At 40.3% G+C, this 15,323-nt stretch carries 14 protein-coding genes; 9 read left to right on the top strand and 5 right to left on the bottom strand.

Translation table 11 applies throughout. The features are described from left to right. Positions 1 to 121: 121 nt before the first annotated feature. Positions 122 to 1,528 (bottom strand): LysM peptidoglycan-binding domain-containing protein, encoded by a 1,407-nt coding sequence (locus COE25_RS29265; RefSeq protein ID WP_098935153.1) that lies wholly within the window; start codon positions 1,526 to 1,528, stop codon positions 122 to 124. Positions 1,529 to 2,062: 534 nt separating this feature from the next. On the opposite strand from COE25_RS29265, the gene COE25_RS29260 reads away from it, so the two are divergent. From COE25_RS29260 to sdaAA, 5 genes are all read left to right on the top strand, one after another. After that, the gene (locus COE25_RS29260) at positions 2,063 to 3,253 is read left to right on the top strand and encodes a glycine C-acetyltransferase (RefSeq protein ID WP_098935152.1); all 1,191 of its coding nucleotides are present in this window, start codon (positions 2,063 to 2,065) and stop codon (positions 3,251 to 3,253) included. Positions 3,254 to 3,333: 80 nt separating this feature from the next. Next, positions 3,334 to 4,314 carry an L-threonine 3-dehydrogenase gene (locus COE25_RS29255; protein WP_098935151.1) on the top strand — a complete coding sequence of 327 codons (981 nt, stop codon included), beginning with the start codon at positions 3,334 to 3,336 and terminating at the stop codon, positions 4,312 to 4,314. 166 nt (positions 4,315 to 4,480) lie between these two features. Then, the gene (locus COE25_RS29250; RefSeq protein ID WP_098935150.1) at positions 4,481 to 5,878 is read left to right on the top strand and encodes an amino acid permease; all 1,398 of its coding nucleotides are present in this window, start codon (positions 4,481 to 4,483) and stop codon (positions 5,876 to 5,878) included. Between the two features lie 178 nt (positions 5,879 to 6,056). Beyond that, a complete protein-coding gene (sdaAB, locus tag COE25_RS29245) occupies positions 6,057 to 6,716 on the top strand; it encodes an L-serine ammonia-lyase, iron-sulfur-dependent subunit beta (RefSeq protein WP_088089869.1) in 660 nt (219 codons plus the stop codon). Positions 6,717 to 6,771: 55 nt separating this feature from the next. After that, positions 6,772 to 7,671 (top strand): L-serine ammonia-lyase, iron-sulfur-dependent, subunit alpha, encoded by a 900-nt coding sequence (sdaAA, locus tag COE25_RS29240; RefSeq protein WP_098935149.1) that lies wholly within the window; start codon positions 6,772 to 6,774, stop codon positions 7,669 to 7,671. A 154-nt stretch (positions 7,672 to 7,825) separates the two neighbouring features. Here sdaAA and COE25_RS29235 read toward each other — a convergent pair whose 3' ends face one another. Together COE25_RS29235 and COE25_RS29230 are read right to left on the bottom strand one after the other, a co-directional pair. After that, a complete protein-coding gene (locus tag COE25_RS29235; RefSeq protein WP_098935148.1) occupies positions 7,826 to 9,448 on the bottom strand; it encodes an ABC1 kinase family protein in 1,623 nt (540 codons plus the stop codon). An 82-nt stretch (positions 9,449 to 9,530) separates the two neighbouring features. Further along, positions 9,531 to 9,749, bottom strand: coding sequence for a hypothetical protein (locus COE25_RS29230; protein WP_098935147.1), 219 nt, complete (start codon positions 9,747 to 9,749; stop codon positions 9,531 to 9,533). 390 nt (positions 9,750 to 10,139) lie between these two features. Here COE25_RS29230 and COE25_RS29225 point away from each other — a divergent pair, with 390 nt between their 5' ends. The 4 genes from COE25_RS29225 (at position 10,140) to pssA (ending at position 13,581) form a co-directional block, all read left to right on the top strand. Next, positions 10,140 to 10,889: a GDSL-type esterase/lipase family protein gene (locus COE25_RS29225; RefSeq protein ID WP_098935146.1), complete on the top strand. Its 750-nt coding sequence runs from the start codon at positions 10,140 to 10,142 to the stop codon at positions 10,887 to 10,889. Positions 10,890 to 11,101: 212 nt separating this feature from the next. Further along, a complete protein-coding gene (locus tag COE25_RS29220; RefSeq protein WP_088089865.1) occupies positions 11,102 to 11,626 on the top strand; it encodes a type 1 glutamine amidotransferase domain-containing protein in 525 nt (174 codons plus the stop codon). 407 nt (positions 11,627 to 12,033) lie between these two features. Continuing rightward, positions 12,034 to 12,831 carry an EcsC family protein gene (locus tag COE25_RS29215; protein ID WP_098935145.1) on the top strand — a complete coding sequence of 266 codons (798 nt, stop codon included), beginning with the start codon at positions 12,034 to 12,036 and terminating at the stop codon, positions 12,829 to 12,831. A gap of 258 nt (positions 12,832 to 13,089) precedes the next feature. Then, entirely contained in the window at positions 13,090 to 13,581 is a 492-nt protein-coding gene (gene pssA / locus COE25_RS29210) for a CDP-diacylglycerol--serine O-phosphatidyltransferase (RefSeq protein ID WP_098935144.1), read from the top strand. A 195-nt stretch (positions 13,582 to 13,776) separates the two neighbouring features. Here pssA and COE25_RS32545 read toward each other — a convergent pair whose 3' ends face one another. Continuing rightward, on the bottom strand, positions 13,777 to 13,935 hold the full coding sequence (locus COE25_RS32545; RefSeq protein ID WP_483861199.1) for a Spo0E family sporulation regulatory protein-aspartic acid phosphatase: 159 nt from the start codon (positions 13,933 to 13,935) through the stop codon (positions 13,777 to 13,779). 618 nt (positions 13,936 to 14,553) lie between these two features. Further along, positions 14,554 to 14,691, bottom strand: a complete 138-nt coding sequence (locus tag COE25_RS31165) for a hypothetical protein (RefSeq protein WP_180247661.1) — start codon at positions 14,689 to 14,691, stop codon at positions 14,554 to 14,556. Positions 14,692 to 15,323: the final 632 nt, after the last annotated feature.

Here is a 15,323-nt window from a genome sequence, read left to right as displayed (position 1 = left end):
GAATGGAACGGACAGGAGTTACAGTTGGTTTTTCTTTGGAGAATATTTCAGTAATCAGCCCTAACTCGGAAATATTCACATACGAACAATCAGTCCATGCTAGAACTGATTGTTCATAAAATTATTTTTTGATACTGAAATTATCAGCTAACAACGTCCAGTTCGATGGATATGGATAGCCTAATGCCCAGTAACTAATTCCGCGGAGATTAAATTCCTTAGCCAAGTCGAACTTGGCTTGGGCGCTACGGGCATCTTCAAACCAAACTTCATGGCCACGGCCTTTTTCATCGACGTAACGGAAAAATGGTGATTGGGTGGTGTCATCATATTGAATCGATGCCCCGTATTTTACCGCACGCGCAATCGCTTCTTGTGTACTAAATGTTTCTGCTTCTTGTCCTTTAACATGTGGAAGGAGCCAATCACGGGCATAAATTTGGAACCCTAAGAATATTTTTTCTGCCGGCATAACGGTCCGTGCGTATTCCACGACACGTCTCATTTGGTTGATAGGAGAGATCGCCTGTGGCGGCCCTAATCGGTATCCCCATTCATAGGTCATCAGCACGACAAAATCTACAATTCTTCCATGTGCTTCATAATCATGTGCTTCATACAGCAGACCCGCTTGTGTCGCACTTTGCTTGGGTGCAACTGCCGTTGAGACAAAATATCCTCGCGGATGAAGACGGTCCACGGTTAGTTGGAGGAATAGATTGTAATTTTCGCGATCGGCTGGCAACACATTTTCAAAATCAATGTTTACTCCTTTATATCCCTTTTCATCCATAATCCGAAGCATATTTGTCAGTACCTTTTCACGTAATTCTGGACTAGATAAAAGGGTATGAGCCACGTTTGAGCCAGCTGCAGTTGAAGTGAAGTTTGTAATCGACATCATCGGTGTGACATTACTTGTTTTTGCTGCTTGAAGGGTTAGCTCATCATGAACTGGAGTGAGATCCCCCTTTTCATTGATTAAGTAAGCAAATGGACTGATATACGTGAGCAACTGGCTAAGTTCCTTAACCGTTTCAGCCGCTGCTTGATCGGGTTGATAGGTATAGGCATTGACTTCGATGGTTGGTTTCTTGATTGGTATTCTTAGCCGTGTACCCGAATAAATAAGGTTTGGATTTTGAATCTGGTTTTCATCGATAATCGCTTGGACTGTTACCCCGTAACGATTTGCGATTTGCCATAATGCTTCCCCAGATTGAGTCACGTGTATCCGTGGAGGGATAATTAGTTTTGTCCCTGGATATAAAAGAGATGGATTTGTGAGTTGATTTGCCTGGATGATCGAGTTAATTTCCACCCCATATTGTTGTGAAATCGACCACAATGTATCACCGGATCTAATGATGTGTGATGTTCCGGGGACTGGGATTACTAGTGATTGCCCAACTAACAGCTGGTTCGGGTTTTGCAGCCCATTTGATTGAACAATTCCATTCATATTTACTTTGTAACGAGCAGCAATTTGCCAAAGCGTTTCACCGCTCCGGACCACATGGATCACCATCTGCCTCTCCTCCTGTTTCACTTCAATAATGTAACCTATGTGGGTTAGAAGGATTGGGTTAATTGTCTATATAAATTTATGGGCACAGTTAGATTTTTTCGTAAAAAAGCTAATCATCGAATATTAGTGGGGATAAGTGAAATCAAATTATTCTTATTTTTCTATAGAAGTTGTTGTATGATCCTCAAAGAAACGACATATAGTCTGAATGCTTAGTTTTTTGTAATAGTATTGACAGTTTTTCGACATAATTATAGAATTACATTGAAATATATGAATCTATGCTTTTCTAATACGGTTGATCGGGGGATCAACTAAACCAGCTTATTATTACACTTCCCATTCCAAAACATAACATCTTGCGTTCAAAAGTAGGATTGAAAAATTTCGGGAGTAATTTTCGTGATGTAATTGTTTTTTTGCACTAATTTGAAATCGTTTTCAATTTTTTTTGACAATAAAATCCCGATGAAACAATACGAGCAGGTGTTATGTGAAGAAACTGAGTGAGGTAATATAAAAGGAGGAATTATTTTGGCAAAAAAGGTTTTAGAGGACTTCTTAACACCCCAACTGAACGAGTTGCGGGAAAACGGCCTCTACAATGTCATTGATACTGTAGGAGGACCAAACGGCCCTATAGTTACCATCAATGGCGAATCATTAATCAATATGTCATCCAATAACTATCTTGGCCTAGCCAATAATGAAAGAATGAAGCAAAAAGCGCATGAAGCAATCGAGGCATATGGGTTGGGGGCCGGTGCGGTCCGTACAATCAATGGTACATTGACAATCCATAATGAATTGGAGAAAACAATTGCCAAGTTCAAGCATACCGAAGCTGCCATTGCTTTCCAATCCGGGTTCAATTGCAACATGGGTGCCATTTCAGCCCTGATGACAAAGAAGGATGCAATTCTCTCAGATGAATTGAACCATGCATCGATTATTGATGGGTGCAGATTGTCAGGAGCGAAAATTATCCGCGTCAAGCACCAGGACATGGACGATTTGCGTCGAGTAGCGAAAGAGACAATTGAAAGCGGTTTATACGAAAAAGTCATGTACATCACAGACGGAGTTTTTTCAATGGACGGTGATGTAGCAAAGCTTCCGGAAATCGTTGAAATTGCTGATGAGTTTGGGTTAATCACGTATGTAGATGATGCTCATGGCTCTGGTGTAATGGGTAACGGTGCTGGTACGGTTAAGCATTTTGGCCTCTCAGACCGAATTGACTTACAGATTGGGACCCTTTCAAAAGCGATTGGCGTCGTAGGCGGATATGTAGCAGGTACAGAGCAGCTGATTGACTGGCTGAAAGTCCGCGCACGTCCTTTCCTGTTTTCAACCTCATTGACTCCGGGAGATGCGGCGGCATGTATCGAAGCTATCAATATCATGACCGAATCGACAGAAAAAGTTGAAAAGCTTTGGGAAAACGGAAGATATCTAAAAGAAGGCTTAAAGAACCTTGGTTTCGAAATTGGCCATTCCGAAACACCAATTACCCCATGCATCATAGGAAAAGAAGATCTGACCCAGTTATTTTCGCGCAGGCTGATGGAAGAAGGCGTTTATGCAAAATCGATCACCTTCCCAACAGTTCCGAGAGGTACAGGCAGGGTTAGGAATATGCCTACTGCTGCGCATACCAAGGAAATGCTCGATGAGGTTCTGGCGGTCTATGGAAAAATAGGCAAAGAATTGTCTATTATATAATCGTTTACAATTTCACAAACTATAACAGAGTTCTTGCTTCAGTTGAATAACTGTAAAATAAACCTCAGGAGGTCTCTAATATGAAAAAAATACTTATTACTGGCAGTCTCGGCCAAATCGGTTCTGAATTGACACACCGTCTCAGAGTAATGTACGGAACAGAAAACGTTGTTGCAACAGATATTCGCCATATCGAAGGCAATCCAGTCATCGAGGGTGGTACATTTGAAATACTTGATGTTATGGATTACGAAGCAATGCTAGGCCTTTGCAAAAAATATGAAGTTGACACCCTCATGCATCTTGCAGCCCTATTGTCGGCAGTAGGAGAAACCAAACCAAAATTCGCATGGGACCTAAATATGGGTGGCCTGATGAACGCCCTTGAAGTTTCCCGTGAGCTAAACCTGAAATTATTTATACCGAGCTCCATCGCTGCTTTCGGACCAGGAACACCGGCAGATATGACACCGCAGGATACGGTACAAAGGCCTGCCACTATGTATGGTGTTACCAAGGTAGCTGGTGAATTGCTTTGTGACTACTATTTTACTAAATACGGTGTAGACGCACGCGGAGTAAGGTTCCCAGGACTGATTTCGTACAAGACTCTTCCAGGCGGGGGAACAACCGACTACGCAGTAGATATTTACTATGAAGCACTTAAGAACAAGAAATATACATCTTTCATTGGCAAAGGAACCTATATGGACATGATGTATATGCCTGATGCTATCGATGCAATCATTCAATTAATGGATGCTGATCCTTCAAGATTGAAGCACCGCAACGCATTTAACATCACTGCGATGAGCTTTGAGCCGGAACAAATTGCTGCATCAATTAGAAAATTCATTCCTGAATTCGAAATCTCATACAATGTTGACCCTGTACGCCAAGGCATTGCAAATTCATGGCCAAACAGCATTGATGCCTCTGCCGCACGTGAAGAATGGGATTTCAATCCTCAATACGACCTGGATCGTATGACAAAAGATATGCTGGAAAATTTATCAGAGAAATTAGGCATTCCTTTTAGAGAGCTTGCATTAGCCTATTAATTATTAGTTTCCTTTCCCCAAACTATTTTATGAAAACTGGGGTAAAGGAAAGCGCTCTCTTCTATAAAAACTATTATAATTCATCTGCGAAAAAAAGACAAATGTATTTTCAGGATGGACTCTTTCATGTATATTAGAAATTTGAAATAAAGAGGGGGAAATTTAAATGGCAAACAAGGAATTGAATAGGGGTTTAAGTTCACGCCATATTCAGATGATTGCGTTGGGCGGAACGATTGGTGTAGGTCTATTTATGGGATCTTCAAGCACGATAGGCTGGACGGGTCCATCCGTAATGCTTGCTTATGCAATTACAGGAATTTTTCTATATTTGATTATGCGTGCCATGGGCGAAATGCTCTATTTGGAACCAAGTACAGGTTCATTCGCAACATTTGGCTATAAGTATATCCATCCAATAGCGGGATATATGACTGCCTGGAGCAACTGGTTCCAGTGGGTAGTTGTCGGCATGGCGGAAGTCATCGCAATCGGCACATATATGCATTATTGGTTTCCAGATCTTCCTGCGTGGATTCCAGGCCTTATCGCAATGGTTATCCTTGGGGCAGCAAACTTTATTTCTGTTAAATCATTTGGTGAGTTCGAATTTTGGTTTGCTTTGATTAAAGTAGTTACGATTGTATTGATGATTGTTGCAGGTTTCGGCCTGATTTTCTTCGGCTTTGGCAACGGAGGAGAATCAATCGGCCTATCAAACCTCTGGAAAAATGGCGGCTTCTTTACTGGCGGAGTTAAAGGGTTCCTCTTTGCCCTAGCACTCGTTGTGGGTGCTTATCAAGGTGTTGAGCTTATCGGTATTACAGCTGGTGAAGCGAAAGATCCTCAGAAAACAATAAGGAACGCGATTCAAAGTACAATTTGGCGTATCCTCGTTTTCTATATTGGCGCAATTTTTGTTATTGTCACAGTTTATCCTTGGGATCAATTGACATCTATCGGAAGCCCGTTCGTAGCAACTTTTGCAAAAATCGGTATTACAGCTGCAGCTGGAATCATTAACTTTGTGGTTATCACTGCTGCATTGTCAGGCTGCAACAGCGGTATCTACAGCGCAGGGCGCATGCTTTATACTCTTGGAGTCAATGGACAAGCTCCAAAAGCGTTTGCGAAGGTTTCAAGTAATGGGGTGCCTTTATTCGGTACAATTGGCGTACTGATCGGCCTTGGCTTTGGAGTTGTTTTAAGTTATATTGCACCGGAAAAACTGTTTGTGTACGTTTATGCTTCAAGTGTTCTTCCTGGGATGGTTCCTTGGTTTGTCATTCTGATCAGCCAAATCAAGTTCAGGAAAGTCCATGCTGCAAAAATGGCCGCCCATCCATTCAAAATGCCTTTTGCGCCTGTCACTAACTATTTGACAATTGGCTATCTGGTAGCGGTGCTTATCGGTATGTGGTTCAATGAGGACACTCGTGTATCGCTGATTGCGGGTATTGTGTTCCTGGCTATTGTGGTAATTAGCTTTTATGCTTTCGGAATAAACAAGCGTGTACCTGCGGATCTTCAAGCAGAGGATCTGAAAGAGAAGAAAGTGATCTAAACTCCTGACTTTTTGATTGTGGGAGAAACGGAAGGGTATAAGGAAGCTATTAATATAAGAAGCAATAAATAGGGACAGTTTTCATAAATTGTCCCTATTTTTCTTGCAGGCTGCATGCTAAGAAAACCAACGGAACATCTATGTAGAGAATCTTAATTATAGAACTCAGGTGAAAACAATGAAGTATCGATCAGCATTTGAAATCATTGGTCCAATTATGATTGGGCCTTCCAGTTCACATACAGCTGGTGCAGTCCGGATTGGCCGCGTTGCCCGAACCCTATTCGAGGGCCAGCCGAAAAAGGCTGTTCTCTCGCTTTACGGCTCATTTGCAAAAACGTATAAAGGACATGGAACTGACTTGGCTCTTGTTGCGGGCTTATTGGATTTTGATACGTTCGACGAGCGGATACCCGACACATTGGAAATAGCGGAACAATTGGGTATGGAGGTCATCTTTCAAGAGGAAGAGGCCATTACAGAACATCCAAACACAGTAAAGATTAATCTTTTTGATGAAGATAAAGAGTTGGAGATTATCGGCATCTCCATTGGCGGAGGAACCATTGAAATAACTGAAATCAATTCGTTCAAACTAAAATTATCGGGTGACCCTGCAATACTGGTCATTCATAATGACCGTTTTGGAGTAATCAGCTCTGTAACATCCATTCTTTCGCAAAATAAAATAAACATCAGTCATATGGAAGTGTCCAGGAAAGATAAAGGCGACATGGCAATCATGGTAATTGAGTCCGATGAAAAGCTAGATGACCAGGTGATCAACGGGGTGCAAAAGCTGGATAACGTTATAAGTGTAATCCGTATGGTTGTATAAATGGGTGTTTTCGGGCACGAACATAAATTAAGAGAAGACAGCAGGGGGAAATCCTATGTTTCGTAATGTAGCTGAACTTGTTTCGCTGGCGGAACAACGACAGGTTAAAATAGCCGAAATTATGATTCGGCAGGAAATAGAAGTGACTGGCCTTTCCCGTGAAGATGTGATTGCCAAAATGGATCAGAACCTGACGGTAATGGAACGGGCTATCGAACGGGGCTTAAATGGAGTAAAATCACGCACTGGACTCACAGGCGGAGATGCAGTATTGCTGCAAAACTATATTCAGGGCGGAAAGTCCCTTACGGGCACATTGCTGTTGGATGCGGTGAGCAAGGCGGTTGCCACGAATGAAGTCAATGCAGCAATGGGCATCATTTGTGCCACGCCAACTGCCGGTTCGGCCGGGGTTGTCCCGGGTACATTATTTGCGGTAAAGGATAAACTCAATCCAACTAGGCAGGAAATGATTGAATTTTTATTTACGGCAGCGGCGTTTGGGTTTGTCGTTGCAAACAATGCGTCCATTTCAGGGGCTGCAGGCGGTTGCCAGGCAGAGGTAGGTTCGGCTTCAGGTATGGCAGCAGCAGCAATCGTTGAAATGGCTGGCGGTACACCAAAGCAATCAGCAGAAGCGATGGCCATCACCTTGAAAAATATGCTGGGTCTTGTTTGCGACCCGGTTGCCGGCCTCGTTGAAGTGCCTTGCGTGAAACGGAATGCAATGGGTGCATCGAATGCTTTGACAGCAGCCGATATGGCCCTTGCCGGGATAACCAGCAGGATTCCATGTGACGAAGTCATTGGAGCCATGTATGCAATAGGACAGTCAATGCCGGCTTCATTAAGGGAAACAGCCGAAGGCGGACTAGCGGCTACCCCGACCGGACGTAGGCTTGAAGCAGAAATCTTTGGCCAGCCTAAAGTAAAACTGATTGATTATTTAGTATAACTACTTCAAAAAGCTGCCGGTCATACTAGGCAGCTTAATTTTTGGTATCTATGAAGGAGAAACGGAATGCAAAAGGTCCATTGCAGATTCCCTGAAAACTTATAGCAAACTTTAATAAATATTCTGGATAAAAATGCTGCCAAGTAACTTCCACTTATACTCTTCGTTTTTCATGCATGTACTTCATCCATTTTTTTAGTTTAAAACAACAAATAAAATACCCAACAAACGAGACCGAAGCTACTCCGACTGCTAGCTCCCAGATTAGGTCATGAGAGGTATAGATTCCTGCTGCGATCCCTGTAAATCCGAAGAGTGTTAACTGAAATAACTGTTTTTTCGTAGTTTCATACATGGAAAATTGGAATTGTCTTCTTTGTTCGACTTCCTTTAACTGCTCTAATTTTTGAGGTGCATTAAGGAATTCTGTAACCGAATGGAAGATTTTAAAGATAGGCTGCGATTGAAGCCATTGCCAGACGAAAAGCCATTTATTATTCCCTTGGTTGTTTAACCACTCCATAAAAACAGGTTTCCCTAATTCCAGGATTTCCGCCTCTGGGGCTAAATTACGGATGATCCCTTCTATCGTTACAACCGACCGGCCTAAAAAGACGAATCTGGTTGGAATCTGAATGGGCAGTGCCTGAATCATATCGTTGATTTCTAATTTTAATGCCAGAAGGTCCATTTCTTTTAATTGTGCCGGTTGAAAGGTGATGAATTCCGCTAAGATTCGTTCAATGGTTCTTGATTCAGCCTCAGGGAGCAAAACGCCTAAATGGAATAAGCAATCAACCGCCTTCGGGTAATTTTTTGCAAGAAAGCTTTCGATTAATCCTTGAAAATAGCCGGCATCCTTTTTGGAAAGTTCGCCTACCATTCCGAAATCTAGTAAAATGATTTTTCCTTCCTTTGATACAAGAACGTTTCCAGGATGCGGGTCGGCATGGAAAGTACCGGTTTCCATCCATTGGGGAAGAAATACTTTCATCAGCCGTTGCGCCAACTCCTGCCGACTCACGGCTAATTGGTCGATCGCCTCGTTATTGGTCAGCCGTAATCCTTCGACCCACTCCATGACTAGCACATTTGAGGTACTAAGGTCAGGATACACCAATGGAATTTGGACGATATCCATCTCCTTAAATCGCTCTCTAAACGTAAGGATGGTGTTCAATTCTTTGGAATAGTCCAGCTCTCGTTCAATCACTTGTTTTACTTCTTTAAATAGGACCTTAAAATTCATAAATCCTTTTGGAAGGGGAACTAAGTGATCGACAAACCACATGACAATACTTAAAATCCGAAAATCCGTTTGGACAATCGAATCAATATGCGGTCGCTTTACTTTAATCGCCACTTCTGTTCCATCTTGTAGCACACCTTTATACACCTCTCCAATCGATGCGGAGGCAATCGCTGTTTTTTCAATCGATTGGAAGTGTTGATGATACGAGTTTCCCCATTCCTTTTCTAAAATTTCCTGAATTTCGCACCAGTCCGATGGGGGGACTTTATCTGTCATATCTTCGATTTGACGGATAAATGCAGGAGGGAGCAAATCAGCACGTGTGCTTAGGATTTGTCCAAGTTTGATGAGCAAGCCTTCTAATTCAAACAGAGTTTGTCGAAACCGTTCTCCAATTTTACCCCAAAGCTTTTCCCATTCCGCTTTAGGTTTTCGACGGATTTTGTACCAATAAATTTGAAGAAAGATGACAAAAGCTAGAGAAAGAACCTTCGACATCCGCACCAACTTATTTTTCGTCTTCATATGAAACCCCACATTCCATTCCAGGCTTTTCTAGTTACTACGATTTTTATAGACATAAAGTTTCAACTCTTGCAGCCACTTATTAAAACAAATGGAATCTTCCGATTATGATCGTCCAAATGATCAAAGTTAAGATTGGCATGGAGATTAGGGTGATTAACCACGCTCTTTCCAATAGGTTATAGCCTTTTTTCTCCGCAAACCATTCAGACATTAGGATCAGGAGATAAAGGGCGATGAACTCTAGCGTAATAGTTAATAACTTATAGAGTACAAAATTGAAGAAGCCATGATTGTCCATGTTTATCCCCCTTCGCTTGTACATGTTTATTCGTTTCCAGGCGAAAGTATTATAAAAACTAAGGCTGTGGTGTCAGGCACCATTTACAAAATGTCCCTACCCTAATTAAGAGGAAGCTCGCTACGGTTAAACGATTTGATACTATAAATATATTTTTATACAAAAAAATTGACAAAATCTGAACGGAATTTGTCGCTGAAGAGGTCATTTTCGTAGGAAAAGTTGAAATATGGGCTGAATTTTATCCCCGGGTACCTTGAGATGATGAATTTCCTCAAAAATAAAAATAAAAGATTAGATTTGTAGATTTTTGACCGAACATTCTTAATTGCGAACACAACACCTCTTTGTTAAGATAGTAATGTACTTAATAACGAATGGAGCGGTGTTATGAAAATTGGTAAAAAATTCAAGAGTTTAGTATTAGTTGGCGCTTTACTTATGTCCTTACCCGTTAACGCTTTTGCAAAAGGCCCTGCAAACGCCGCAAAAAGTCCTCAAAAACCGGTCATTGATTATGTGGCTTTAGGGGATTCGCTCGCAGTAGGATATACGCCCTTTGGTCCAGGTGATGTAGGATATCCTGACTACATTGCACAAGATTTTGAGAAAGAAAATTACAAAGTTGATTACGATAATTATGCGGTCCCTGGCTATACTTCAGCCCAATTGTTGAAAGATGTCCTTTCCAACAAAGAGGTAAGGGCGGGAATTAAAGAAGCTGAGTACATTACCATTGATATTGGGGGAATTGACCTTCTAGGGGCTCTAAAGGCTGACCCAACTGGTAAGGCTGCTCCAGCTGCAATTGCCCGTGCATCTCTGAATTTACAAATCATTTTACAAACGATTGATAATTTAAACCGCAATGCGAAGGTTTATGTCATGGGTTATTACAATACCTTCCCTTATTTGCCTGCGGAACAACAGGCCGGGCTGCTGCCATTGTTGTTTGCGTTTAATAGTAAAATCGACACGCTATCCAAAGCCAATCACGATACGTATGTGCCGACATACAATGTGATTGCATCAAACTATCCATTGTATCTTCCAAATCCATTTGACATTCATCTAAGTCTAGCAGGCTATCAAGTTGTTGCCGACCAGTTCTGGAGAGAAATTGATCCGACCTTACCATAGAGGAAATAACGACAACCAGAACGTTATTATCACCGATAAAAAGCATAAAAGTAACCGCTCATCCATCTGGATTGGGGGTTACTTTTTTTATCCCACAAAGTGAGATATTTGGTGCAAAGGACATATCCCTGTATAATAAAAAGAAATATGAAGCTATTGAATGATCCGATTATAAGCACTAATACTCCCTCATTTGAAAGGAACATGAACCCATGCGATTAGAAGGAAAGAAAGTAATTAGTCTCGTTCATAATGATTTTGAAGATTTAGAGTTATGGTATCCGATTCTTAGACTTCAGGAAGAGGGGGCAGTCGTCCATCTTGCCGGAGAAAAAGCAAAGGAAAAATATATTGGTAAATACGGCGTACCGGCGATCTCTGATTTTGCCTATGGTGAGGTTAGCGCTGAAGACTATGACGCAATCTTAGTTCCAGGAGGATGGGCACCAGATAAAATTCGACGTTTCCCTGAAGTCCTTTCTCTGCTTCAGCAGATGAATGCGGATGAAAAGCCAATCGGACAAATCTGCCACGCAGGCTGGGTACTAGTTTCTGCAAAAATCCTTGATGGAAAAAAAGTAACCAGTACTCCTGGTATCAAAGATGATATGGAAAATGCAGGCGCGATTTGGTATGACGAACCCGTTGTGACGGACGGTCACCTTGTGTCCAGTCGTCGTCCACCGGATCTGCCTGACTATCTACGCGAATTTATTAATGTCTTAGAAAAGAAATAGTCATGGAAGGGAGATAGCGAGCAATAACTCGCTGTCTTTTTTTTGATTCTGTGGCTAGTCATTCTCCGAACATGGGGTCAGACATCCTCCTTTTTTCTGAGGTCATGGAAACGTTAACACCTAATCGTTACGGTTAATTCTTTTTTTCCGAGGTCACGGTAACGATTAACCTCTAATCGTTACCACTGACTGCTTTTTTCTTTGATTACGGGCAGAATAACTTTGCTAATTGATTTTTCTCGCGGAAAGATTGAATTTTTCTAATGGGATTAGAAGATGATGGTGTTTACACCTCGACCGACCAAACCACAAACCATGAAACCTTTCCATTTATCATTCGTATGTTTTATTGATAAGAATAAGGGTAATTTTGTAGAAAATAAACAAACGAGGGTGACTCAAAATACATGGAAACAAGAGATGAATTATTGAAAGAACTAACTGTTATTGAGAAGTGGGAAAATGGCCAGAGCGATCTGTGGATTTGGGATCGCCTGGGACGGCTGCCATTTAAGATACTCGATAAAATCACTCCGCAATTCATTCACAATAAAGTGGGGAAATTACTAGAAGAGGTCGGTAACTATATTCAGACCGGCGGCAGCTATTTAATTAAAGAAGATAAACTATTTGATAAAATTGAAAAAGAGACAGGTAAGCCGATTAACCAAATAGCTGATATCAAGGAGATCCCTTTAGCTGACATGAATAAGATAAGCGAAGAGTTGACCGGTCAACGAAAGAAGTTTGCGACGATCCAAGGAGCGAGCACCGGAATCGGCGGGATTTTTACTCTTGCGATCGATGTTCCGGCTTTAATGGGCATTTCATTAAAAACGCTGCAGGAAATTGCTATCATCCATGGATATGATCCTAACGAAAAAAGCGAACGAATTTTTATAATTAAATGCCTGCAGTTTTCCTCGGCCGATATTGTCGGCAAACGTGCGATTTTGAATGAGCTTTCCAGCTATTATCAACAAGGGAGCGGGTCAGGTGAAATGATGTCGCAGCTGCAAGGCTGGCGTGAGGTTGTTTATACATACAGAGACCAGTTTGGGTGGAAGAAGCTGTTTCAAATGGTACCTATTGCTGGGATGATTTTTGGTGCATTTACAAACAGGTCAATGATTAATGACCTAGCGGAGACCGGGATTATGCTTTATCGGAAAAGAAGGATTCTTGAGAGATTGGAACAGGAATAGTGTCAATCTAATTTGGTCGTAAGTTTGTTAATAAAAGAAACAGCATTTTTTGAAGGGATTACGTTTCCAATCGTAAAGCTGAAAAAAGCACCGCATAATGCGGTGCTTTGTCATTTACAGATTAAAAAGCCCAGTTACGATTTTGTACAGGGAGAACAAGTTTTTTTCATTTTATAACTTGTTTTTAAGAATAAAGGAGGATTATTTAGAAAATGCTACTTAAATGGGGAAGATTGGTTATCGTTAGGGGGGACTGCCTTGTTCAATCATATGGTAAAAGCTATACCTAATTTATTTACGATTGGAAATTTATTGTGCGGTGTTCTTTCAATCACCTCTAATATGAGTGGCTTTTTGGAAGTATCCTCCATTTTTATTTTCTTATCGGCAGTTTTAGATCTTCTTGACGGAAGAATAGCAAGAAAATTAAAAGTGAATAGTGAATTTGGCGTAGAATTAGATTCTTTAGCTGATATTGTTAGCTTCGGAGTTGCTCCTGCACTTCTATTTCATTCGATAGCTGCACCATCCATTTTAACTTCATTGGCATTTATCCTTTTCCCAACGATGGGGGCATTGAGATTAGCTAAATTTAGTGTTAAACCAACCATTGGATATTTTAGAGGATTACCTATTCCAGCTGCTGGATTGCCATTGGCTGGTATGGGATTGTTTTTATATAGCAATGCATGGATCACCTTAATCCTCGCTTTCTTAATGGTAAGTCCAATTAGGATTAAAAAAATTTAATATTATTATCTATTGTTTAAAAGCTAGTAACTTTTTCAAAAAAGGAATAGACTTCTTGTTTTTTGAAATGATACGATTGGAAAAATGAAAATTAATACATATAAAGTCATCATGGTTAAGAGAAAATTTCAAACAGACAAAAACCCCATATCTACAAGAGTAGGTAAGAGGGTTTTTGTCTGTTCCATGCCATTCCTAATTCATTAGAGTTACGGTTTTTTCCTCAAAGTATTTATTCATTAGTAAATTAAGTCTGATTGAAAGTGTAATATATTCGGAGCTGCTTGGACCTATTTGATTATATATTTCGCTTAGTTTCGTTTTAAGAGTAACTATTTCCTGTAAAAGTTCCATGTTTTCATTATGAGCAGATTCGATTGCTTCCATCATACACCTCGTAAAATAATATTTTTTTCCAACAATGGTTTGGAAGGCATGATGACTTGATTCCTTATTCTTCGTCTTCTAATGATAATACGATTCCAATCCCATTCTGATAGTAACATAGTGGATTTTTCATGTGAACAGGGAATGAAATAGTAAAAATATTTGAAAAAAGGTAAATAATATTGGTATATCAAGTGTTCTCCAATAGCAATTTGTAACCGCTTGAAAATAAACAAATACTGAATTTAGCTTATTTCGATTCACTGCGAACAAGTTATATTGTAATAACATCAAAATTAAAATAAAAATATTTTAATAATTACAAATAATTAAGATGAGGCATCAAATCTGGTTAAAGCTTTTTATAAAAAAAATATCCGGCAAGATGCCGGATCTACAAAAAATATATTAAAAGGGGGTCATGAAAAAGAAAAAGTTAAATGTTGTCCTCTTCATGTATTTATCGTACTACTTAATCATGAACAAACTATGAATAAACCGTTTAGTTTTTATTAATAAAGTTAAATTCAAAACTATTTATGGGAATTATAAGTTAAATAACATTGGGCTCTGCCCACTAGATCGTTAGATATTGTTTGCTAAAATTGTTACAAATGCGCTTAGTAGAACAGTTCCAATGGCTATGAAACTATAAGTAAGGTTCTTTTTGCGCTTTTTCTTTTTAAGCATTTCTTCTGTGGTGAGCCAGTAGCTTTTTGACATCTATTTTTACTCCTTTGTGCCATTTATAAAATTTACTGTATTCCTGATGTTTTTCTGGGTTTCCAAAATGATATTATACAATAATTTCAAAAAGCTGGAAAGTGGACTATAGCTGGTAAGATTAAGGAAATCCATTGAGGAATAAACATACAAACCTCCTCCTTATATTAATCAACTATTTGAATCGGAAAAAGAAAAAGGTAATTTCTGTCGAAAATTGTGTTTTGAAATTGGTAAGAGATGGTACAATAGAATGATGAATTTGGGAATTATTTAATGTCGTTAAGATGTTTTTTGTTTCTTGTTCTTCCTAATCGTAGGTGGCAAAAACCTTGGCATGGCTCAGCAGCTTCATTGGCAGGCATCCATTTAGTTTTTTACATAAGAATCGGTGGGTAATTCGCCTAATTTATAGGTGAAATAAGCTCCCATATTTTCTTTTAGCATAGTATGCAAAAGAAAGTAGGTGAAAACATGACATTAGGGTCACATGGTATGATGTCATTTCCAGGAATGGGGATGAGCGGTTCACCAGGAATGGGGATGGGCGGTTTCCCTGGAATGGGAATGGGCGGTCAACCAGGAATGGGGATGGGCGGTTTTCCAGGAATGGGAATGGGCGGTCAACCAGG

The organism is Bacillus sp. AFS031507 (genome assembly GCF_002584635.1).
Classification (GTDB): Bacteria; Bacillota; Bacilli; order Bacillales; family Cytobacillaceae; genus Neobacillus.
This window is presented reverse-complemented; position numbering and strand designations above follow the sequence as displayed.

Coding starts and splice junctions, on each gene's coding strand:
- COE25_RS32545 (WP_483861199.1), bottom strand. CDS start 13,935: ATGGAACTTTTACAGGAAATAGTTACTCTTAAAACGAAACTAAGCGAA.
- COE25_RS29265 (WP_098935153.1), bottom strand. CDS start 1,528: ATGGTGATCCATGTGGTCCGGAGCGGTGAAACGCTTTGGCAAATTGCT.
- sdaAA (WP_098935149.1), top strand. CDS start 6,772: ATGTTTCGTAATGTAGCTGAACTTGTTTCGCTGGCGGAACAACGACAG.
- sdaAB (WP_088089869.1), top strand. CDS start 6,057: ATGAAGTATCGATCAGCATTTGAAATCATTGGTCCAATTATGATTGGG.
- COE25_RS29215 (WP_098935145.1), top strand. CDS start 12,034: ATGGAAACAAGAGATGAATTATTGAAAGAACTAACTGTTATTGAGAAG.
- COE25_RS29230 (WP_098935147.1), bottom strand. CDS start 9,749: ATGGACAATCATGGCTTCTTCAATTTTGTACTCTATAAGTTATTAACT.
- COE25_RS29250 (WP_098935150.1), top strand. CDS start 4,481: ATGGCAAACAAGGAATTGAATAGGGGTTTAAGTTCACGCCATATTCAG.
- COE25_RS31165 (WP_180247661.1), bottom strand. CDS start 14,691: ATGTCAAAAAGCTACTGGCTCACCACAGAAGAAATGCTTAAAAAGAAA.
- COE25_RS29235 (WP_098935148.1), bottom strand. CDS start 9,448: ATGAAGACGAAAAATAAGTTGGTGCGGATGTCGAAGGTTCTTTCTCTA.
- COE25_RS29225 (WP_098935146.1), top strand. CDS start 10,140: ATGAAAATTGGTAAAAAATTCAAGAGTTTAGTATTAGTTGGCGCTTTA.
- COE25_RS29220 (WP_088089865.1), top strand. CDS start 11,102: ATGCGATTAGAAGGAAAGAAAGTAATTAGTCTCGTTCATAATGATTTT.
- COE25_RS29255 (WP_098935151.1), top strand. CDS start 3,334: ATGAAAAAAATACTTATTACTGGCAGTCTCGGCCAAATCGGTTCTGAA.